We start from the raw sequence: 21,511 nt of genomic DNA, 5'->3' as shown, positions 1-21,511 counted from the left end.
GGAACCGTCATGTTGCAACATCCACTCTCGCGCTTAGGCGCTGCGTGCTCACTGGCTTTGGTATTGGGCAGCCCTTCAACCCAAGCCGAACAATTCATCGGCTTTGGTCAGCCAGGGCCTCCTGGACGCTGGGCCCTTGAAACCTTCCCGGTCTTCAATCGCAACACCGACGGCAACGTACGTGCCGGTGGCAACACCGTGCTTGCATACTTTTCCGAGACGGGCTTTACCGACACGACGCGCGACCAATTGCAGTTCTGGGTCGGTGCCGTCCCCGGATACGCCAGCACCAATGACGCGAAAAACGTCAGCCCGTGGGGCATCGCGTCGCCCAATCTCGGCTTTGCCTACTACTACAACGTGGTCGAGCCCACCAGCGCCTACGGCGCCGACGACTACACCACCTTCTGGACCAACCCGACGCTGATGGTCGAGTTCCCCAACGGCAACAACGAGGTCGCCGGTTACGGCGCCTTCGCCAACCGCTATGCGGTGAGCTTCAGCCTCGCCAACTACCTGCGCGTCGGAAAATTCGCCGCCACCTTTACCCCGGTTGGCATCCATTACGCCGCGCGTAACCGCAACAGCACGGATTTCGGCACCGGCGATCCCAAGCGCTTGCAAGGCGGTGTCAGCCTATGGCTGGCCAATGTCGCCGCTGGCTATCTCGTCACAGATGACCTGTGGCTGGGCGTGCACCACGTCTACCACATCAACAACCGAACAGCCTCGGACTATGCCGAGTCGCGGGTTGGAAAGATCGGACCGTCGATGACCTACACAGGGTTTTCCCAACAGGGGCTCTACCTGTCGGCAAATCTGAATGTCGACTACTACCACAGCGCCAATCTGACCCATTCCAATGAGCTGACCATGGCGCTGGTGAAGTTCTTCTAGCCCCAATTGGCCCCCTATCCGAGGAAATACCCTATGCACACCCCAACCCCCACTCCCCCGCCACACGATGTGCCGGTGACAGTGCGCTGGCTTAACCCCATTGGTTGCTCGATGTTCGACGCACCGATCGCCGACTTGCTGCACGGCATCAAGCAGCCCTCGACACACATCGAAGTGGTGTCGTTCGACATGCAGCCCAGCCCAACACACCTGGAGTACCGGGCCTACGAGGCAATGACTTACGAGCGCACAGTACGCGTCGCCCGCGATTGCGCGCAGCAAAACATCGATGCACTGGTGATTGGCTGCTTCTACGATCCGGCCCTGGAGGATGCACGGGAAATCTCCGGCAATTGCCTGGTCGTTGCACCCTGCCAGGCCAGTTTGCAGATCGCCGACCAGTTGGCTAACCGTTATTCGATCATCGTCGGGCGAGACAAATGGATGGAGCAAATGCGCGAGCGCATACGAGGCTACGGCGCGGCGGACCGACTCGCCTCTATGCGCGCGCTGGGCATGGGCGTCGATGAGTTCCAGAAAGACCCGGCCCTCACCCGTCGCAAGATCATTGAGCAGGCATTTCAGGCCGTTGAGGAAGACGGCGCGGAAGCGATCATTTTGGGCTGCACCATCGAATTTGGTTTCTTCGAACAGGTGCAGCGTGAGGTTGGCGTCCCCGTGATCGACCCTGTGGTCGCCGCGTTCAAGATGGCCGAGGCCATGGCAGGCATGAAGCAGCGCTTCGGTTGGAGCCCCAGCCGCGTCGGCAGTTGCGAGCCGCCACCGGAAGCCGAAATCAAAGCCTTCGGCCTGTTTCAGGGCCCGGTGCCGATTGGTAACCGTGTGCAAGCCTAGCCTTCACTTGGAGCACTCTCTATGAGCGACGTCACGCCAATGCCCGCACAAACCACTTACACCTCCACTCGGCAAGTGGGCGATGTATTCAGAGACGTACCCCTGACCCGCGAGCACCTCAAGTGCTGCCTCGCCCTGTTCTTTGTATTCGCCATTGAGGCGTGGGAGATGATGATCATCGTCTACACAGCGCCGCTGATCGCCAAGGATTTTTCCCTGGATGCGCTTGCCGTCGGCCACCTGATCGGCGCGATGTTCATCGGCATGCTGCTAGGCTCGCTGGTCTGGGGCAAGCTCGCCGAACGTATCGGCCGCAAGGGCGCAGTGGTCTGGAGCCTGGCCAGTTACGGCGTGGTGTCGTTGGCGAGCGCGTTTGCCCCCGACTACGCCTCGCTCTACGCATTACGACTGCTGTCGGGGGTGGCCGCAGTCGGCATGATGGTGGTGACATTTGCTCACTATCAGGAGCTATTGCCAGTACGCCATCGCGGCGCGCTGACCGTGTACCTGGCCTCGGGATGGCCAATCGGCATGCTGCTGGCCCTGGGCGCGACCGTATGGCTGATGCCCTATGGTTGGCGCACGATCATTGTGGTGAGTTCACTGGGTGGGTTGTGGGCATTAGTGGTGGCTCGCTGGGTGCCGGAGTCGCCGTACTGGCTGGCCAGCGTCAATCGCCAACCACAGGCGCGCACGGTCATCACACAATTAAGCCGAGGCACCGTGCAAGTGCCTGAGGATTGCTTGCTGCAAGTGGACCAAACGACGCTAGGGCGCCAGCGGGAGCTGTTTTCACCAGCGCTGTTCAGGATCAGTGCGTTGCAGATCCTGGTGAATTTTACGTTCTCATGGGGCTACTGGGGCTTACAGACCTGGCTGCCGACGCTGTTGCAGCAACGCGGACTGAGCCTGCCGCAAAGTTACGGTTTTATCGCGCTGTCGGCACTGTGCATGATCCCCGGCTACATGGCGGCGTCATGGCTTACCCATCGCTATGGCCGCAAATACATCATCATCGGATTCATCAGCGCCTCAGTGCTCGCCGGCTACGGCTTCGCCAACGCTCAAAGCCTGGAAATGCTGTACCTGAGCAACTTCGCCCTGGCGTTCTTCAGCCTGGGAGCATGGGGCGTGTGGGGCACCTGGATCGCCGAGCTGTACCCGACGCCGCTGCGTACTATCGGGTATGGCTGGGCGATATTCGCTCAGCGCGTGGCCAATATCCTGGCGCCCTCGTTGATCGGCGCGCTGGTGGCTTACGGCGCCTCGTTCAACATGACCACCACCTTTATCAATGCCTTCATGCTGGCAACCGTGTTGCTGGCGCTGTTCATTCCTGAAACTGAGGGCAAGGCATTGGATTAGCACAATGCCTATCGTGCTTTCAGGCCGATGTTGTCCATGGTGACTGACAGCCAGCACCCTGCCCCTGCGTTTGAATAACTACAGACCTCAACCGGGTCATCCGATCGGATGACCCCATCAAATCGCAGAAACGGAATTCACTATGGACAATCAACAATGGCGTGACGGGTTGACCCTCACCATGCAACGCGGCCCGTTTCAGAACAACGGCGCCGCACCTTGGTACACCCTTGTACCGGTAGGCACACCAGGGCAACTCCTGAAGCTGTCGCTGGACTCCGGAACCAATATTACCTGGATAACCTCCACACTGTGCTCGCCCGACCGCTGCCAGCACTACAGCGCTGGCCGGTTTGACTATCAGGCGTCCAGCAGCTTTACCTTCACCGATTGCCTACAACGCCCTTACAGCTTCGGCCCCTGGGGCACCATGCAGGTAAAGTCCGGTTCGGATGTATTGACCCTGAATAACACCGTATTGCCCACTCAGCTGCTACTGGCGGCAGACTACACCGGAACGCAGTTTCACCAATTGGACTGGGACGGTGGCATGGGCTTGCCCAGCAGCAGCGCCTACGTCGACGGAAGAAGCTCGTTTGTGTTTCAGACGTTGATGAACAGTGGAAAAATTGCCCCCCATCAACCCTTCGTTGCCTTCGATTGGGACCCTGCTTCGCGTCGCGGCGTCTGCCAAATGGGCGCCGTGGAAGCTGAAAAAACTCGCGGCCCACACCTTTTTCTGCCGTGGTCGCTCTACAGCAAAGTACGCGGCGTGGAATACATCTGGTCGACACCCTTGGTGTCTTACACCGTAGGCGGGGATGTTTTGGCCAGGAACGTCACCTTCGCACTGGATTCTGGCTCATCGCGATTCAAAGGGGATGACCGACTAATGCGTCAAACCCTTGAGCGCATTGCCCAGGGAGGGAGCCCAGAGGTCGTCCTGGGCTTCGCCGATGGCGAGATTACCCTCGGTCCCGATCTGTACAACGTCCTGATCGAGGAAGGACCAGATCAGGGCAAAACCCTTCCTCAATTCGAGCCACTGGGGCTTGCCGACCTGGTGTTGGTCGGTTCGCTGGTGATGGAGCATTGCTACACTGTCTACGAATACCGCGTGGTGCAATGTCGCCCGGGCGCTTACTCACTTGCGCCGGTTGGGATGTGGCTGTTCAATCGTCCGCAAGGGCCGCAGATCATCACCCGATCATCTTCGCGGCGCTTTGAGGCAGAGGCACGCACGCTCGTCCGTGGAAACCAGGTGCTAAGCCCGACCGTAGCTAATGTCCAAACAGAGCCACCATTTTCCGTCGCAGGCACCTGGAAAAATGACTACGGCTCGGTAATGACATTGACGGTTACCGGTAATGTGATAACCGGCTCGTATCAGTCGTCCACGGGTTCAACGGGGCAATACGCCATAACGGGTTATCAAGCGAGTACAAGTCTCTCACAGGAACAAGGGCTACCTGTGGCATTGGCAATAGACTGGCACCCGCTGGATCAGCAGCAGGCTGATCCTAGTTGGCATTGGGTATCGGGGTTGTGCGGACAGCTCCACCAGATTGCAGGCGAGGATCGGTTCGAACTATCGCATTTGCTCGTCGCCACCCGTGAATTTCCCGATCTGGCTAATCAAGGAACGTACCTCGACAAACTGAGCTATCGACGGGTTCCAGGTGAGGCCATAGAACTAAATCCTGTTGCCCCTACGATGTCCTCGAAGCAAGACAACCCGCTAAATGGCACATGGCTTGCGACCGAGGGATATGACCTGAAACTGCACGTCAGTGCGTCAAGTCAGCTCGCTTTAGGTTGTGTCAGCGGTACGTTGACGACCTCCAGCGAGTGTGTCGAAATATCCGGTTTTACTGATATCAACGCGGGTGCGGTCGGGTTGTCACTACAATCGGTCAGCCTTACCGCTGCACAAAAGAGCGGTGACACGGTACTGACGCTGGCCGGTTCGCTGGATCTTAAAGAAGATGGATTAACGTTGCTGGCACTGTTCACGTCATCCACACCAGCGTCACGGCGTTATGTGCAAACACAGGTCAAATCGATCCTGTTCAAGAGGGCGCTCAGTGCTGGCGCCAATTCAATCTGATGTCATCGCCGCCACCAAGTGACGGCAAATCGTCACGCCAGCTCCTGAAACCGACCCGCTGACGTCGAGTTGCGGAAACGATCAAATGTTTTGCGCGACGCATTACGGGCCATCAGAAACGCAAAAGCCCCGCATTCGCGGGGCTTTTGTTTGAATCTTGGCGGGAAACCAGGGATTCGAACCCTGGAGACGCTATTAACGTCCGCCGGTTTTCAAGACCGGTGCATTCAACCACTCTGCCAATTTCCCTTGTGCATCACAGGATTATAGTAGCCCATCCCGTCTCAGCGGGCGCCATAATACCCGAATGAAACACACTGTCAAACTCTTGCCATCGCTTGTTACAGAGCGTCTGTTATGATCTTTGCGACTGAACGTTTCAAAACCGAAGGAGTGTCGCCATGCGCGAACAGAATTACGCAGTGAATGGTAACGCGCAGGCTGAGCAGCTTGAAGTCAGCCGTGTGTTGCGCAACACCTATGGCCTGCTCGCCCTTACCCTCGCATTCAGCGGCGTGATGGCGTTCGTGGCCCAGCAGATGCGCGTCGGCTACCCGAATATTTTTGTCGTGCTGATCGGCTTCTATGGCCTGTTCTTCCTGACAAACAAGCTGCGTGACTCGGCCTGGGGCCTGGTGTCGGCGTTTGCCTTGACCGGTTTCATGGGCTTTATCCTCGGCCCGATCCTCAACCGTTACCTCGGCATGGCCGGCGGCGCGGAAGTGGTCAGCTCGGCGTTTGCCATGACCGCACTGGTGTTTGGTGGTCTGTCGGCCTACGTGCTGATCACCCGCAAGGACATGAGCTTCCTGGGTGGTTTCATCACCGCTGGTTTCTTCGTGTTGCTAGCGGCTGTGGTTGCGAGCATGTTCTTCCAGATCAGCGGCCTGCAACTGGCGATCAGCGCAGGTTTCGTGCTGTTCTCCTCGGTGTGCATCCTGTTCCAGACCAGCGCAATCATCCACGGTGGTGAACGTAACTACATCATGGCAACCATCAGCCTGTATGTATCGATCTACAACCTGTTCATCAGCCTGTTGCAGATCTTCGGCATCATGAGCCGCGACGACTGATTGTCAGCACCCTAAAAAATGCCCCGCATCGAAAGATGCGGGGCATTTTTGTTTGAAGGGACTCAATACTGGTTGGGCTCCATTTCCAGATCGACCTTGAAGCGCTCTGCAATGTCGCGCTGGATACGCTGGGCCAAGTTCGCAATATCGTGTCCGGTGGCCTCGCCGTAGTTGACCAGCACCAGTGCCTGCAACGTGTGCACGCCGGCATCGCCGTCACGGAAGCCCTTCCAGCCGGCCTTGTCGATCAGCCAGCCAGCCGCAAGCTTCATCTGCCCATCGGCCTGCGGGTACGCAACCAGGTCCGGATACAGCGCCTGCAGCTCAGCCGCCAACACCTGGGACACCAGCGGGTTTTTGAAGAAGCTGCCCGCGTTGCCCAGCTCTGCCGGATCGGGCAGTTTTTCCCGGCGGATGCTGCAGATCGCGCGACTGACGTCACTCGGTGTCGCCTCGGTGATCCCCTGCCCCGCCAGCCGCTGCTGCACCGGGCCGTAGTCGAGTTTCAGGTGGCTGGCGCGGCTAAGGGCAAAGCGCACCCGCAGGATCAGCCAGCGGGCGGTTTCGTGCTTGAACAGGCTGTCGCGGTAGGCAAAGTTGCACTCCTCCAGGCCGAAATCGCGCAACTCGCCGGTGTGACGATCCAGGGCGGTCAGGCCGGCGAATACATCCTTGATCTCGACACCGTAGGCGCCAATGTTCTGCATGGGCGCGGCGCCAACGGTGCCGGGGATGAGGCTGAGGTTTTCCAAGCCGCAGAAGCCTTGTTCCAGGGTCCATAGCACGAACGGGTGCCAGGCCTCGCCGGCTTCGGCCTCGACCACCACCTGCGTGCCGTCGTCGTGCAACACACGGATGCCCTGGCTGGCCATGCGCAGCACCAGCGCCGGAATGTCCTGGGTCAACAGCAAGTTGCTACCGCCGCCGATCACCAGCAGCGGCACCGCGTGTGCGGCCGAATAGGCCAAGGCCTCACGGACATCATCGTCGCTGCGGGCCTCAGCGAACAGTTGGGCACACACGTCAATGCCAAAGCTGTTGAATGGCTTGAGCGACACCTGCGCAAGCACCTGCAAGGTCATAACCGCCCCTTCAACTCGATCACCAATAAATCACAGGCACGTTCAATCAGGTCCAGGACCCGTTCGAAACCTTGTTCGCCTTCGTAATACGGGTCTGGTACTTCGTCCACTTCGGCGTCGTAACGGCGCAGGAACAGGTCCAGCTCCGCCTTGCCCTGGCCCGGCTGCAGGGCCTTGAGGTTGCGCAAGTTGCTGTGATCCATGGCCAGGATCAGGTCATAGCGCGCAAAGTCGGCGCGAGAAACCTGCTGGGCACGCTGGGCCGACAAATCGTAGCCGCGCACCAACGCCGCACGCTGGCTGCGTTGGTCCGGCGGGTTGCCGACATGCCATTCACCCGTCCCGGCGGACGCGACCTCGACCTGCCCCGCCAGCCCCGCTTCGCGCAATTTATGGCGCAGCACGCCTTCTGCGGTGGGCGAGCGGCAGATGTTGCCCAAACAGACAAACAGAACCTCCATCAGGCCCCCAGCAGGCGACGGACGCGCTCAAGGTCTTCCGGGGTGTCGACACCGGCGGGCGGCGCTTCCAGCGCATCGCCCACGTGGATGCGTACGCCGTGCCACAGGGCCCGCAGTTGCTCCAGGGACTCGGTGTTTTCCAGCCAGCATGGGCCCCAGCTGACGAAGTCATGCAGGAAACCGGCGCGGTAGGCGTAAATGCCGATATGGCGACGGTAAGGCACGCCTTCCGGCAACACGTCAGGCTGCTTGGCGAAGGCGTCGCGGGCCCAAGGCAAGGTCGAACGGCTGAACGTCAGCGCCAGGCCATTGATGTCACTGACGACCTTTACCACGTTCGGGTTGAACAGGGTCTCGATGTCTTCGATCGGCTCGGCCAGGGTCGCCATGCGCGCTTCACCATGGGCGGCCAGGTTGGCGGCCACCTGGTCGATCACGCTCGGTGGGATCAGGGGTTCGTCGCCCTGCACGTTGACCACGATGGCGTCTGGCGCCAGGCCAAGCTGGGTGGCGACTTCGGCCAGGCGATCGGTACCAGAGTTGTGGTCTTCGCGGGTCAGCACCGCCTCGGCGCCAAAGCCCTTGCAGGCCTCGATGATACGCGGGTCGTCGGTGGCCACCACCACGCGCTCGGCGCTGCTCTTGCAGGCCTGCTCCCATACCAATTGGATCATCGGCTTGTCACCGATCAGTTGCAGCGGCTTGCCCGGCAGGCGGGTCGAGGCGTAGCGGGAAGGAATGACAACGGTAAAGGCGGTGGTCATTTATCGAGGCGCTCATCGGTGGTCAGGGTGCGGGCTTCGCTTTCCAGCATCACCGGGATGCCATCACGGATCGGGTAAGCCAGGCCGGCGCCTTTGCTGATCAGCTCGGTTTTATCGGCGCTGAGCTTGAGCGGGCCTTTGCAGATCGGGCAAGCGAGGATGTCGAGCAATTTGGTGTCCATGAGTGTTTCCTGGAAAGCAGCGGTTTAAGGCAAAAGGCGGGAAGGCAGCAGACGCATCAGCTGCGTGTCGAACCAGGCGACGAACGCCGGCGACGGCAGTGCATCCACCGCAAGGTACCACCAGTCGGGCTGGGCAAAGGCGCGGCACTTCACCGCGTCCTTTTCGGTCATGACCAGCGGCAATGACGGCGTAAAATTCAGGACTTCGGCGCTGTAAGTCGCGTGGTCGGCAAACCCATGGGGTATCGGCTGCCAGTGTAGCGTTTCAAGGGTAGTGAAGAAACGTTGCGGGTTGCCGATGCCGGCGACTGCATGCACCTGCTGGCCTGCTGGAAAATGATCCACCGGCTGCCGCTCGCCGGTCAGCAAGTTGACCAGTGCGGTGGGCTGCAAGCGAAAGGCAAAACCATCGTCTCGATCACTGACGGCGCCGTTGTACAACAGCGCATCGACGCTCTGCAAACGCTCAACCGGCTCACGCAACGGCCCCGCCGGCAGGCAACGGCGGTTACCCAGGCCGCGGGCAGCGTCGATCAGCACCAGTTCAAGGTCGCGGGCCAGGCGATAGTGTTGCAGGCCGTCGTCGGAGAGGATCAGGTCCAGGGTTTCGCTGGCGAGCAGCGCCTGGACCGCACGGCTGCGATCGGGGTCGATCATCAGCGGCACGCCGCAGCGCTGCACGATCAACAAGGGCTCATCACCCGCCACGTCGGCGCTATGGCTGGCTTCGACCCGCCAGGGCAACTGCGGCGGCTTGGCGCCATAACCTCGGCTGACCACACCCACGCTCAGGCCGCTGCGTCGGCAGTGTTCGATCAGCCACAGGATCAACGGCGTCTTGCCGGTGCCACCCACGGTGATATTTCCCACCACCACCACCGGCACCGGCGATTGATAGATCTCGCCTTCACCCGCCAGGAAGCGTGCACGCTTGCCCTGCACCACCCGGCGATACAAGGACTCCAGCGGCCGCAGCAGCGCAAGCGCCGGATGGCCCTCGTACCAGGCCTTGAGCAAACGATCAGACAGGGCCATCAGGGTTGGCCCGCCGCCTCGACGGTGGTCATGCGCAAATGGCTGAAGCCGAGCTTACCGGCGGCGTCCATTGCGGTGATCACGGCCTGGTGCTGGGTCTTGCCATCGGCACTGATCGACAGCGGCAGCTTAGTGTCGCCGCCGGACTCTTTCTGCAAGGCATCCATAAGGCTGGCCAGGTCGTTTTTCTCGAGCAACTGGTTATTCACCGAAAACACCCCGTCGGCGCTGATGGCGATGTCCAGTTGCTTGACTTGCTGGTCCTCGGCCGGCGAACCGCTCACGGCTTCCGGCAAGTCGACGCGCAGCTCGGTCTGCCGGGTGAAGGTGGTGGTGACGACAAAAAACAGCAGCAGGATAAACACCACGTCGATCAGCGACGCGAGGTTGATATCGACGTTTTCCCGTTGCTTGCGGCGAAATTTCACGCTTTGCCCCCAACCAGGTCCACGTCACGGTCGCCCTGCACCACTTCCACCAGTTTGATGGCTTCCTGCTCCATGCCCACCACCAGTTCATCGATGCGGCGTTGCAGGAAACGGTGGAAGAACACCGACGGAATACCCACCATCAGGCCTGCGGCCGTGGTGATCAGCGCCTTGGAGATACCACCGGCCAGTACGGCCGCGTTGGTGGTCATGCCGGAACCCATGAACGAGCTGAAGATATCGATCATGCCCAGCACCGTGCCGAGCAAGCCGAGTAACGGCGCCATGGCGGCGATGGTGCCGAGGGCGTTGATGTAACGTTCAAGCTCATGGATGACGCGGGCGGCGGCTTCCTCAATGCACTCTTTCATGATCTCGCGACCATGTTTGGAGTTGGCCAGGCCGGCGGCGAGGATTTCACCCAGCGGGGAGTTGGCGCGCAGCTCCTTGAGCTTTTCCTTGTCGAGCTGCTTGTTCTTGATCCAGCTCCAGACCTGCCCCAGCAAATGCTCGGGGGTCACACGGCTGGCGCGCAGGGTCCACAGGCGTTCGGCGACGATGCCGAGTGCGGCGATAGAGCTCATGATGATCGGCAACATCATCCAGCCGCCGGATTTGACCAATTCCCACACAGTGAATGTCCCCTCGAAAAAGTGCGCCACTTTACCATATAGGTGCGTCGACCACAGACCCCATCGGCCGCGCCTAAGGTAACCGCTCGCGCCAGAAGCGGCGTTGACCGCGCGCAACCTCCGGCGGCGTGAAAGCCCCCAGTTGCAGACGCACGGCGCCCTGCTCGGCACTGTCATACACCTGACTGCCCAATCGCTGGTAACGCGCCATCACCTGCGGATGGGGATGGCCGAACGCGTTGTTGCGCCCCCGCGAGATCAACAAGGACCGTGGAGCAAGCCGCTCCACAAAGGGCCAGGACGATGAGCTGCGACTGCCATGGTGCGGCGCTTGCAGCCAATCGGTGGGCACCGCCAGGGGGGACGCGAGCATGGCCTGCTCGGCGGCGCGGTCAATATCACCGGTCAGTAGCAGGCGCTCGCCATTGGCCTGCACCTGCAAAACACAGGACTTCGCGTTGCCACTGAAAGCGTCGGGCCACTGCCAGAGTTCAAAGGTCACACCGTCCCAGGTCCATCGCTCGCCGCTGACGCAAGGTTGAGTGCCGAGCGATGGGGGTAGACCTTCAGTTTCCCCGCCCACCACGCGCTTGATCGGCATGCCCTTGGCAACGGCTGCCGCACCACCGGCATGATCGGCGTCGGCGTGGCTGAGCAGCAGCATATCCAACTCCCCTACCCCGAGTTTTCGCAGAGACGGCAGTACCACGCGAGCCCCCAGATCGAAGGTGCCGGAGCGCGGGCCGGCGTCATAGAGCAACGTGTGATGACGAGTGCGCAAAATCAGCGATTGCCCCTGGCCGACGTCAAGCTGCGTCACCTCCACCTGCCCGTCGGGCACCAGCGTGCGCGGGGGGAACACCGCCAGCAACAGCAGTGGCCAGCCCAGCACACGAAACGGCACACCTGTGGGAAGCAGGAGCAGCACAGCCCCGAGCAGACTCACCAGCCAATACCCCAGCGGTACGTCGGCCGGAATCCAGGCCGGCATCTGCCCGGCAAGCCACGCCAAGCCGTTGAACAAGGCACCCAGTGCCCCGCCCGCCAGCCACAGCAGACCTTCCCCCACAAACGGCAACGCCAGCAATGCAGTACCCAGCAACGCCAGCGGCAACACCACCAGGCTGATCCATGGCACCGCCACCAGGTTAGCGAACGGTGCACTCAGGCTGATCGGCAACCCCAACACCAACAAGACCGGAAACAACCCGATGGCAATCAACCACTGCGGCCGGGTCCATGCCTGCCACAGGCTCCACGGCCCCAGCCGGCCACCAAACGCCAGGATCAGCACCGCCACCGCCGCAAAGGAAAGCCAGAACCCAGGCTGCAAACTGGCCAACGGCTCCAGGACCAACACCCCATTGAGCGCCAGCAACAAAGGCCACCACAGCCCCAGATGACGGAAGCGCAATCGCCACACCAGCACCAAGCCAACCATCACACACGCGCGCTGCACCGGCACGCCAAACCCGGCCAGCAAGCCATAACCCAGCGCCGTGGCAAACGCCAACCCACAGGCCCAGGGCAGCCAGGGCCAGGTTCGAGGCCAAACCCCGTAACGGGCCAGGCCGGCGATCAAGCCGTAGATCAAGCCAGCGAGCAAACCGATGTGCTGGCCGGAGATGACCAGCAAATGGACAGTCCCGGTGTCTTGCAGCACCTGCCAATCAGCAGCGGTCAATCCAGAGCCATCGCCCAGCACCAGGGCAATCAGGCCCGCCTCCCGGCCTTGGGCGTCCACCGCAAGCAAACGCTGACGCACACTGTCGCGCCAGGCGTTGGCAGCCGGTGACAGGCGCTGCCCGTCCTTTACCGTGCCCGTGGCGCCAATGCGCTGGGCCAGCAGCCAAGCCTCCTGATCAAACCCATGGAAGTTCAGCAACCCGGCGGGCCGCTTGAGGGTGATTGCCAGGCGCCAGCGTTCACCGCTGCGCACGGGCGGCCCGCCACGCCAGGACACCCGGATGCGCGTGGGCAGCCGGGCATTACGCGACCGACTGTCGGTCAGTACAAAGCGCACGCCCTCGTCCGTCTGTTGCGGCAGCCCGCTGACCCGCCCTTCCACCCAGCGCGTCTGGCCGTCCAGCACTGGCTTGAGGCGATCATCCAGCGCCGAGTGCGCGCTCATGCACGCCCAACTCAGCCCGAACAGGAAAAACGCCAAGGGATACGTGCGAAACGGCAATAGCATCAAGGCCAGCACCAGCAAGGCGATCAGCCAGCCGGTCGTCGGCAATCCCGGTAAAAAGCGCAAGGCCAGCAACCCCAGCGCAAACGCGAACATCCCTGTCCTCATGGATCATCCTTTTCAAGTGATCCACTCAGTCTTAGCCGGATGCCCAGCACGGCCTATGATGTTTTGTCACAAAGTCTGAATTTTCTGTTTATAGAATGCGGGCATACTTGCCCCTCGAACTGACCTGGACCCCTTATGCCCCGGCGCTTATTCAAACGGTACATGCCTGACCCCAGCAGTATCAGGGAACACAAGTCATTACAGTTTCTTGGCACCTTGCTGCATGACCCGAACCTCTGGCACCTGAACCGCCACTCGGTCGCACGCGCAATGGCTGTGGGTTTGTTCGCGGCTTTTATTCCGATTCCGTTACAGATGCTGCTGGCCGCTGTCCTGGCGATCACCGTGCGCGGCAACATGCCCATCGCGGTCAGCCTGGTATGGCTGACCAACCCGATCACCATGCCGGTGGTATTTATCTGCACCTACATGACCGGCGCCTGGCTGATGAATGTGCCGCCGCGCAGCCTGCCGGATGACCTGACGTGGGAATGGATCAGCGGCCAATTGAGCACGTTATGGCAGCCGTTCCTGCTGGGTTCAGTGGTGTTGGGGTTGGTGCTGGGTGCGCTCGCGTATTGCCTGACCATGGGCTACTGGCGCTGGTGGGTGGCCCATCAATGGAAAAAACGCAAACAGCGTCGCGCCTAGCAAGCCCGCAGGCGCAGGTGCACTCGCAGCCCTTTTCCGGTGTTTTCCGCCCACAGGCTGCCGTCCTGACGTTGCACGGCATTGCGCGCGATGCTCAAGCCCAGACCGAAGCCACCATCGCCGGGGCGTGATCCGTCCAAGCGGGTGAAGGGCGCGAAGATTCGTTCCAGGTCTCCGTCATCGATCCCGCCGCCCTGGTCCTCCAGCCATACATGCCAGTAATCCCCCTCACGCCGGCCATCCAGGCTGACCACTTCGCCCAAGGGTGAGTGGCGAATAGCGTTGCGCAGGATGTTTTCCAGGGCTTGGGCCAACGCATTCAGGTTGCCCCGCACCCAGCACTCCGGGCCGAGCAGGCACGGAAGGCGTGATGCGGGCCAATCGCTTTCGAAGCATGCGTTTTCGCGCAACATGTCCCACAGCGCCTGAAGCTGGATATCTTCCTGGGGCATCGGCGCCCGCTCGGTGTCCAACCAGGCCAGTTGCAGACTGTCTTCCACCAGGCGTTGCATGGCGTCGATCTCACGGCCAAGCCGCTCGCGCAGTTGCGTCAGGTCCTGCTCACTGTCACAGGCCACGCGCAGGCGGCTCAGCGGTGTGCGCAGCTCATGGGACATGTCCCGCAGCAGTTGCTGCTGCAAAACCACCGTGCCCTGCAAGCGCTCGGACATATGGTCGAACGCACGGCCTAGCTCACCCAATTCATCCTGACGACTGGTGGCGTCGTGGGACAGCCGCGTATTCAACTGGTCGGCCCGCCAGGCATTGGCCTGCTCACGCAATTGATTGAGGGGCATGATCAGCAGCCGATACAGGCCGACACACAGCAACAAAGTAAACAGGCCGGGGATCACGCCATTGGTCACCACCCGCCAGAACAGTTGATAACGCCCTGGCATGAAGCGCTGCGGCAATTCAATCACCAGCGAACCTGCGTTGGGGTCGACGGGAAACGGGATTTTCAGCCACGGCAGGCCTTTGGTATGCCGGCTCACCGGCCAGTCCAGGCCACGCAGAAAGGTGAGGCGCTGGCTTTCCTTGTCGGTCAGCGGGTAGCTGCTCAGCGATTGCAGGTCATTGCCGATCACGCCTATCCAGGTGGTTTCGCGTTTGCCCATCTCCTGCAGCCACGCATCGACGCCCGCATTGCCGTCTCGGTTCCAGGCCTGCTCCGCTCGCACCGCGTAGCCACTCAAGGTGATCCGCGCTTCATCCGACAGGTAGGCGTTCTTCTGCTCCATGTAGCGCCCCCACGACCAACTGAGCCAGATCATCAGCAAACAGAAGGCGATCAACAGGCAGGCCAGCTTCCAGAATAACGAGTGTTTGCCCGGCAGGCGTTTAAAGGCTGTCATCGGCACCGCTCAATACATAGCCCTTGCCCCACACCGTGCGCACTTCGCGCTCGGTGTAGCCGATGGCCTTGAGCTTGCGGCGGATCTGGCTGATATGCATGTCGAGGCTACGGTCATGGGGCGCGTAACCGCGTTGCAGCACATGCTGGTAAAGGAAGGGTTTGCTGAGGACTTCTTCAGCGTTGCGATGCAGGGTTTCCAACAGGCGATACTCACTGCGGGTCAGGCCAGCCCAACGTTCCCGGTGGCAGACATCGCACAGCTCATCGTCAAAGCGCAGGGTACGGGCATCGTCACGCGTTGGCGCCAGGCTCGGCAACGGACGTCGGTCCAGTGCCACCCGACGCAGGATAGCCTCGATGCGCACGCGCAACTCGATCATGCTGAAGGGCTTGGGCAGGTAGTCGTCGGCGCCCAGGCGAAAACCGCTGATGCGATCGGCCTCGGCACCCAGTGCCGACATCAGGATCACCGGGATCGAATGACTCTGGCGCAGATGGGTCAGGATCGACAAACCGTCCAGCCCTGGCAGCAGAATGTCCATCAACACCACGTCGAACACTTGGTCACGCGCCATCTGCAGGCCTTGCTGGCCATTCTGGCACCACGTGACGTGGAAACCACAACGTCCCAGGTGCTCATGGACATAAGCGCCCAACACGGGGTCGTCTTCGATGGTCAGGATACTGGGCAGGCCAATTGCTACGGGATTCATTAGTATCTGCAAGTCATTCTCAATGACTGATTATTCAAGATAACCCCGCCGCAGGCAATCGCCACTGGCCGCCAAATGCCTTCAAGATTGCCGTAGGTCATTAATTTGCAAGATTCCTCGCCGCGCAAATGGCTACACTGCGCAGGTGGCGCGGGCCGGATGCCCGCGCAATTCCGTAGATATCAATGTGGTAGCAGGAGAGTGGCGTGCTGACAAGAATGGGGATAAAAGGCCGCGTACTGTTGCTGACCTTATTACCGACCAGCCTGATGGCCTCGTTGCTGGGCGGCTATTTCACCTGGATGCAGCTTTCTGAACTGCAGACCCAATTGCTGCAACGCGGCGAAATGATCGCCGAACAGTTGGCGCCTCTGGTCGCGCCCGCCCTCAGTGCGCGCAATACCGATTTGCTCGAGCGCATCGCCACCCAATCCCTGGAACAGCCCGATGTGCGTGCCGTGTCCTTCCTCAGCCCCGATCGCGCGCCCCTCGCCCACGCCGGCCCGACCATGCTCAACCAGCCGCCGGTCGGCAACAGCTCCCATTTATTGCAGCGCACTGGCAATGACGCCACCCGCTATTTGCTGCCGGTGTTTGGCCGCCATCGCAACCTCGCGGGCGAGCTGATCCCGGATGAAGCCGACCGCCTGCTGGGTTGGGTCGAGGTGGAACTGTCCCACAACGGCATGTTGCTGCGTGGCTACCGCAGCCTGTTCGCCAGTTTGTTGCTGATCGCCATCGGCCTGATCTGCACCGCGGCGCTGGCCCTGCGCATCAGCCGCACCATCAACTCGCCCATCGGCCAGATCAAACAAGCCGTGGCCCAACTCAAGGACGGCAACCTGGAAACCCGCTTGCCGCCCTTGGGCAGCCAGGAACTGGACCAGCTCGCCTCGGGCATCAACCGCATGGCCGAGACCTTGCAGAACGCCCAGGAAGAACTGCAACACAGCATCGACCAAGCCACCGAAGACGTGCGCCAGAACCTGGAAACCATCGAGATCCAGAACATCGAGCTGGACCTGGCGCGCAAGGAGGCCCTGGAGGCCAGCCGCATCAAGTCGGAGTTCCTAGCCAACATGAGCCATGAAATCCGCACGCCGCTCAATGGCATTCTCGGCTTTACCCATTTGCTGCAAAAAAGCGAGCTGACCCCACGCCAGCTCGACTACTTGGGCACCATCGAAAAGTCCGCCGACAACCTGCTGGGCATCATCAACGAGATCCTCGACTTCTCGAAAATCGAAGCCGGCAAGCTGGTGCTCGACAGCATCCCGTTCAACCTGCGCGACTTGCTGCAAGACACCCTGACCATCCTCGCCCCCGCCGCCCACGCCAAGCAGTTGGAACTGGTAAGCCTGGTGTATCGCGATACGCCGCTGGCGCTGGTGGGTGATCCGCTGCGCCTCAAGCAGATCCTCACCAACCTGATCAGCAACGCGATCAAGTTCACCCGCGAAGGCACCATTGTCGCCCGGGCGATGATCGAGGACGAGCAGGAAGACAGCGTGCAATTGCGCATCAGCGTGCAGGACACCGGCATCGGCCTGTCCAATCAGGACGTGCGCGCGCTGTTCCAGGCCTTCAGCCAGGCCGACAACTCGCTGTCGCGCCAACCCGGCGGCACGGGATTGGGCCTGGTGATTTCCAAGCGCCTGATCGAGCAGATGGGCGGTGAAATCGGCGTAGACAGCACGCCAGGCGAAGGCTCGGAATTCTGGATCAGCCTGAACCTGCCCAAGACCCGTGACGATGTCGAAGACCTGCCTTGCGCGCCGCTGCTGGGCCATCGCGTGGCAGTGCTGGAAAACCACGAACTGGCGCGCCAGGCGCTGCAACATCAACTGGAAGACTGCGGCCTGGACGTCACGCCGTTCAATAGCCTGGAAAGCCTCACCAACGGTATCACCAGCGCCCATCAGACCGAGCAGGCCATCGACCTTGCGGTACTCGGCGTGACCGCCAACGACATCCCGCCCGAGCGCCTCAACCAGCATCTATGGGACCTCGAACATTTGGGCTGCAAAGTGCTGGTGCTGTGCCCGACCACCGAACAGATGCTGTTCAACCAATCCGTGCCCAACCCCAACAGCCAGTTGCAGGCCAAGCCGGCGTGCACGCGCAAGCTGCGTCGCGCGCTGTCCGACCTGATCAGCCCGCGCCCATCGCGCAGCGAACCGGGCGAGCCGTTGTCCAGTCGTGCGCCGCGCGTGCTGTGCGTGGACGACAACCCGGCGAACCTGCTGCTGGTACAGACCCTGCTGGAAGACATGGGCGCACGAGTGCGCGCCGTGGAAAGCGGGTATGCCGCCATCGACGCGGTGAAACAGGATACCTTCGACCTGGTACTGATGGACGTGCAAATGCCCGGCATGGACGGCCGCCAGAGCACCGAGGCGATCCGTCAGTGGGAAAGCGAACGCAGCGGCACGCCATTGCCGGTGGTCGCCCTCACCGCCCACGCCATGGCCAACGAAAAACGCGCCTTGCTGCAAAGCGGCATGGACGATTACCTGACCAAACCCATCAGCGAGCGGCAACTGGCCCAGGTGGTGTTGAAGTGGACCGGCCTAGCGCTGCGCAATCAAGGCCCGGAACGCGCATCAGACGGCCTCGGCCCCGGCATACAACTGCCCGTGCTGGACCATGAAGAAGGCTTGCGCCTGGCCGCCGGCAAGGCTGATCTGGCGGCGGATATGCTCGCCATGCTGCTCGCCTCCCTGGAGGCCGACCGACTCGCCATCACCCTTGCCCGTGACGCCAACGACAACAACGCCCTGATCGAACGCGTGCACCGCCTGCACGGCGCCACCCGTTACTGCGGCGTACCGCAGTTGCGGGCTGCGTGCCACCGCGCCGAAACCCTGCTCAAGCAGGACGACGCCAAGGCCCAGCATGCGTTGGACGAACTGGACATGGCCATTGCCCGACTCGCCAGTGAAGCGCGGGTCAACGCCTGAACGCCCTTGTAGGAGCGGGCTTGCCCGCGAAGGTCGTCAACGATTACACGGGTGCCTGTAGAAACGTGCTGTCCTGGCGTTTTTCGCGGGCAAGCCCGCTCCTACAGGGGACTTATCCCAACTCTTGAATTGCAGGGAGCTTTTCCATGCGCGTCATTCTTTTCAGCAGCCAGACCTACGACCGCGACAGTTTTCTCGGCGAACCCCTGCCGCCCGGCCTGGAACTGCAGTTCCAGCCCGCCCGCCTCAACCTCGACACCGTGGCCCTTGCCGAGCATCACGAAGTGGTCTGCGCCTTTATCAACGACGACCTCAGCGCCCCGGTCCTGGAGCACCTGGCCAAGGGCGGCACGCGGTTGATCGCGCTGCGTTCGGCGGGCTACAACCATGTGGACCTGGCCGCCGCCAAACAGCTGGGCCTGACCATCGTGCGCGTGCCGGCGTATTCGCCCCATGCGGTGGCCGAGCATGCGGTCGCGCTGATCCTCGCCCTCAACCGTCGCCTGCACCGCGCTTATAACCGCACCCGCGACGGTGATTTCAGCCTGCACGGCCTCACCGGTTTCGACCTGGTGGGCAAGACCGTCGGCGTGGTCGGCACCGGGCAGATCGGTGCCACCTTCGCCAAAATCATGGCCGGCTTCGGTTGCCGGTTACTCGCCTACGACCCCTTCCCCAACCCGCAAGTGCAGGCCCTGGAAGCGCGCTACGTGAGCCTGCCCGAACTGCTGGCCCAGGCGCAGATCATCAGCCTGCATTGCCCGCTGACCGCCGACAGCAAGCACTTGATCAACGCCCGTTCCCTGGCGCAGATGCAGCCAGGCGCGATGCTGATCAACACCGGTCGCGGCGGGCTGGTCGACACGCCGGCGCTGATCGAAGCGCTCAAGGACGGTCAGCTCGGCTACCTGGGACTGGATGTGTATGAAGAAGAAGCCCAGCTGTTCTTCGAAGACCGCTCCGACCTGCCCCTACAGGACGACGTACTCGCCCGCCTGCTGACCTTCCCCAACGTGATCATCACCGCCCACCAGGCGTTTCTTACCCGCGAAGCCCTGGCAGCGATTGCCGGTACTACCCTGGCCAACATTGCGGCCTGGGCCAATGGGCGGGCGCAGAACCTCGTCGAGGGATGATCAGCGGTCACATACCAGGCTCATGATGAGCCAGCACCCGTGATAGGATGCCGCGCCTATTTGGAGGATCCATGGCCGAACACGATTTCCGCTTCAGTTTGCTGAGCCCGCAACACACCCTGATCGAATGCCGCGCCCTGGTGCCGGGCCGTTACCAGGTCACTGGCAATGGGGGTTCGATCAAGCATGGCGACGTTTTGATCGTCTCCCTGCGCGGCAGTAAAACCCTGTCGATGCGCCTCACCGTCGAAGGTGATGCGCGCTACTCCATCCGCCCGGCGGGCCAGTGGGTCGCCATGGCCCAGGGGCCGAAGTTCGGCGAGCTGGAGATTCACACCTGGAAGGTCAACTGCGACAGCTGCGATGCGGTGTTGGAGTTTGAATTCGCGGTGGAAACCAAGCTGACCAAAGCGCCGCTGCAACCCGCCGCTAACGCGCGCATTGCCGAATTGGGCTGGGCCAGCGAGGGCGACAAGCACCGCTGCCCGAAATGCCAGCAGGCCGCGCAATGAGAGGCCTGCTTCTGCTCGCCGCCGTCGGGGCGGCCCTGACGGGTTGCGCCGGGGACGCGGTCAAGCTCAAGCAGGATCACAGCTACGTGGTGGAATGGATTGGTGAACGGCCGCTGATGGACTACGCGCACCTGACCGTTACCCTCGGCGCCGATGGCCGTGCCTACGGCAACGGCGGCTGCAACCACTGGTTCGCGCCCTACACCGTCGACGGCGAAAAACTCAGCTTCGGCCAGATCGGCAGCACCCGCAAACTCTGCGCCGAGGCCTTGATGGAGCAGGAACACCGCTTCTTCCAGGCCCTGCAGGGTGTACAGCGCTGGGACATCTCGCCGATCGAACAGACGCGATTCTGGCCGGCCGAGGGCAAGCCGATTCGCCTATGGCTTGAAGAAGGCTGATCCTCCTTCCACTGTAGGAGCGAGCTTGCTCGCAAAGAACCAAAGGACAACGCGCGTGACCAGAATAAACGCGTTATCGTTGACGTTCTTCGCGAGCAAGCTCGCTCCTACAGTAAAAGCGTGTCAGCCCTTCAGAGCTTTGAGCTTGGCCAACACCCCGTCCGCCGTCTGCTCGCCCATCAACGTCTCACGCACCTTGCCCTTGTCATCGATGATGTAGGTCACCGGCAAGGCTTCGCTGCGTGGAATATCGAAAATCTCTTCCGGATTCTGCGCCAGCACCGTGAACTTGATGCCCAGCTTATCGCTGGCGGCTTTCAGCTCTTCGCCTTGCACGTTGTCGAAGTTGACCCCGAATACGCCCACGTTCTGCGCCTTCAGTTGCTCGGCCAAGGCATTCAGCTCGGGGATTTCCGTGCGGCACGGGCCACACCATTCGGCCCAGTAGTTGACCACCAGCCACTGCTTGTCCAAGCGTTCGGCAGCCACCTTCTTGCCATATTGGTCAACGCCGTAATCGTTACCGCAGCCGCTGAGCAGCAGGGTTGTGATGATCGCCAATGCACCGATCAGTCGCCTTGTCATGGGGTAATCCTTCGCA

The 21,511-nt window shown here is 61.4% G+C and carries 21 protein-coding genes and 1 tRNA gene; 10 read left to right on the top strand and 12 right to left on the bottom strand.

Annotation, left to right across the window (positions count from 1 at the left end; translation table 11 throughout):
• Positions 1–9 precede the first annotated feature (9 nt).
• The 4 genes from HX868_RS05455 (at position 10) to HX868_RS05440 (ending at position 5,224) form a co-directional block, all read left to right on the top strand.
• The gene (locus HX868_RS05455) at positions 10–897 is read left to right on the top strand and encodes a hypothetical protein (protein WP_177002167.1); all 888 of its coding nucleotides are present in this window, start codon (positions 10–12) and stop codon (positions 895–897) included.
• Positions 898–930: 33 nt separating this feature from the next.
• Positions 931–1,752, top strand: coding sequence for an aspartate/glutamate racemase family protein (locus tag HX868_RS05450; RefSeq protein WP_177002166.1), 822 nt, complete (start codon positions 931–933; stop codon positions 1,750–1,752).
• Between the two features lie 21 nt (positions 1,753–1,773).
• Positions 1,774–3,117, top strand: a complete 1,344-nt coding sequence (locus HX868_RS05445) for an MFS transporter (protein WP_177002165.1) — start codon at positions 1,774–1,776, stop codon at positions 3,115–3,117.
• A 142-nt stretch (positions 3,118–3,259) separates the two neighbouring features.
• Positions 3,260–5,224: an avidin/streptavidin family protein gene (locus tag HX868_RS05440; RefSeq protein ID WP_177002164.1), complete on the top strand. Its 1,965-nt coding sequence runs from the start codon at positions 3,260–3,262 to the stop codon at positions 5,222–5,224.
• Between the two features lie 158 nt (positions 5,225–5,382).
• Here the strand turns inward: HX868_RS05440 and HX868_RS05435 are convergent.
• A tRNA-Ser gene (locus HX868_RS05435) sits at positions 5,383–5,473 on the bottom strand.
• 152 nt (positions 5,474–5,625) lie between these two features.
• Here HX868_RS05435 and HX868_RS05430 point away from each other — a divergent pair.
• Complete coding sequence (locus tag HX868_RS05430; protein WP_016977342.1) at positions 5,626–6,297, top strand: Bax inhibitor-1/YccA family protein; 672 nt, start codon at positions 5,626–5,628, stop codon at positions 6,295–6,297.
• Between the two features lie 62 nt (positions 6,298–6,359).
• Here HX868_RS05430 and murB read toward each other — a convergent pair whose 3' ends face one another.
• From murB to HX868_RS05390, 8 genes are all read right to left on the bottom strand, one after another.
• On the bottom strand, positions 6,360–7,379 hold the full coding sequence (gene murB / locus HX868_RS05425; protein ID WP_177002163.1) for a UDP-N-acetylmuramate dehydrogenase: 1,020 nt from the start codon (positions 7,377–7,379) through the stop codon (positions 6,360–6,362).
• A complete protein-coding gene (locus tag HX868_RS05420; RefSeq protein ID WP_010209653.1) occupies positions 7,376–7,840 on the bottom strand; it encodes a low molecular weight protein-tyrosine-phosphatase in 465 nt (154 codons plus the stop codon). The genes murB and HX868_RS05420 overlap by 4 nt, the downstream gene beginning before the upstream one ends.
• Complete coding sequence (kdsB, locus tag HX868_RS05415) at positions 7,840–8,604, bottom strand: 3-deoxy-manno-octulosonate cytidylyltransferase (RefSeq protein WP_177002162.1); 765 nt, start codon at positions 8,602–8,604, stop codon at positions 7,840–7,842. Before kdsB ends, HX868_RS05420 begins: the two co-directional genes overlap by 1 nt.
• Entirely contained in the window at positions 8,601–8,786 is a 186-nt protein-coding gene (locus tag HX868_RS05410) for a Trm112 family protein (RefSeq protein WP_003174668.1), read from the bottom strand. Before HX868_RS05410 ends, kdsB begins: the two co-directional genes overlap by 4 nt.
• Positions 8,787–8,810: 24 nt before the next feature.
• Complete coding sequence (gene lpxK, locus HX868_RS05405) at positions 8,811–9,821, bottom strand: tetraacyldisaccharide 4'-kinase (protein ID WP_177002161.1); 1,011 nt, start codon at positions 9,819–9,821, stop codon at positions 8,811–8,813.
• Positions 9,821–10,249: an ExbD/TolR family protein gene (locus tag HX868_RS05400; protein ID WP_010209650.1), complete on the bottom strand. Its 429-nt coding sequence runs from the start codon at positions 10,247–10,249 to the stop codon at positions 9,821–9,823. Before HX868_RS05400 ends, lpxK begins: the two co-directional genes overlap by 1 nt.
• Positions 10,246–10,881 (bottom strand): MotA/TolQ/ExbB proton channel family protein, encoded by a 636-nt coding sequence (locus HX868_RS05395; RefSeq protein WP_016978182.1) that lies wholly within the window; start codon positions 10,879–10,881, stop codon positions 10,246–10,248. The genes HX868_RS05400 and HX868_RS05395 overlap by 4 nt, the downstream gene beginning before the upstream one ends.
• A gap of 73 nt (positions 10,882–10,954) precedes the next feature.
• Entirely contained in the window at positions 10,955–13,180 is a 2,226-nt protein-coding gene (locus tag HX868_RS05390; RefSeq protein ID WP_246355482.1) for a DNA internalization-related competence protein ComEC/Rec2, read from the bottom strand.
• A 135-nt stretch (positions 13,181–13,315) separates the two neighbouring features.
• On the opposite strand from HX868_RS05390, the gene HX868_RS05385 reads away from it, so the two are divergent.
• Positions 13,316–13,831 carry a DUF2062 domain-containing protein gene (locus HX868_RS05385; protein ID WP_012724913.1) on the top strand — a complete coding sequence of 172 codons (516 nt, stop codon included), beginning with the start codon at positions 13,316–13,318 and terminating at the stop codon, positions 13,829–13,831.
• On the opposite strand, the gene HX868_RS05380 is transcribed toward HX868_RS05385, so the two are convergent.
• Together HX868_RS05380 and HX868_RS05375 are read right to left on the bottom strand one after the other, a co-directional pair.
• Positions 13,828–15,186 (bottom strand): sensor histidine kinase, encoded by a 1,359-nt coding sequence (locus tag HX868_RS05380; protein WP_177002160.1) that lies wholly within the window; start codon positions 15,184–15,186, stop codon positions 13,828–13,830. The two genes, HX868_RS05385 and HX868_RS05380, sit on opposite strands and share 4 nt — an antisense overlap.
• A complete protein-coding gene (locus tag HX868_RS05375; RefSeq protein ID WP_016977572.1) occupies positions 15,173–15,901 on the bottom strand; it encodes a response regulator transcription factor in 729 nt (242 codons plus the stop codon). Before HX868_RS05375 ends, HX868_RS05380 begins: the two co-directional genes overlap by 14 nt.
• Positions 15,902–16,107: 206 nt before the next feature.
• Between HX868_RS05375 and HX868_RS05370 the strand changes: the two genes are divergently transcribed.
• The 4 genes from HX868_RS05370 to HX868_RS05355 all read left to right on the top strand — a co-directional run bounded on the left by HX868_RS05370 (position 16,108) and on the right by HX868_RS05355 (position 20,910).
• The gene (locus HX868_RS05370; protein ID WP_177002159.1) at positions 16,108–18,861 is read left to right on the top strand and encodes a response regulator; all 2,754 of its coding nucleotides are present in this window, start codon (positions 16,108–16,110) and stop codon (positions 18,859–18,861) included.
• Between the two features lie 146 nt (positions 18,862–19,007).
• Positions 19,008–19,997, top strand: a complete 990-nt coding sequence (locus tag HX868_RS05365) for a 2-hydroxyacid dehydrogenase (protein WP_177002158.1) — start codon at positions 19,008–19,010, stop codon at positions 19,995–19,997.
• Between the two features lie 71 nt (positions 19,998–20,068).
• Positions 20,069–20,509: a hypothetical protein gene (locus HX868_RS05360; protein WP_177002157.1), complete on the top strand. Its 441-nt coding sequence runs from the start codon at positions 20,069–20,071 to the stop codon at positions 20,507–20,509.
• Positions 20,506–20,910 (top strand): META domain-containing protein, encoded by a 405-nt coding sequence (locus tag HX868_RS05355; protein WP_177002156.1) that lies wholly within the window; start codon positions 20,506–20,508, stop codon positions 20,908–20,910. Before HX868_RS05360 ends, HX868_RS05355 begins: the two co-directional genes overlap by 4 nt.
• A gap of 123 nt (positions 20,911–21,033) precedes the next feature.
• Here the strand turns inward: HX868_RS05355 and HX868_RS05350 are convergent, their stop codons facing one another.
• Positions 21,034–21,495: a TlpA family protein disulfide reductase gene (locus HX868_RS05350; protein WP_095015633.1), complete on the bottom strand. Its 462-nt coding sequence runs from the start codon at positions 21,493–21,495 to the stop codon at positions 21,034–21,036.
• Positions 21,496–21,511: the final 16 nt, after the last annotated feature.

The sequence above is a fragment of the Pseudomonas reactans genome, assembly GCF_013385825.1.
Lineage (GTDB): Bacteria > Pseudomonadota > Gammaproteobacteria > Pseudomonadales > Pseudomonadaceae > Aquipseudomonas > Aquipseudomonas reactans.
This window is presented reverse-complemented; position numbering and strand designations above follow the sequence as displayed.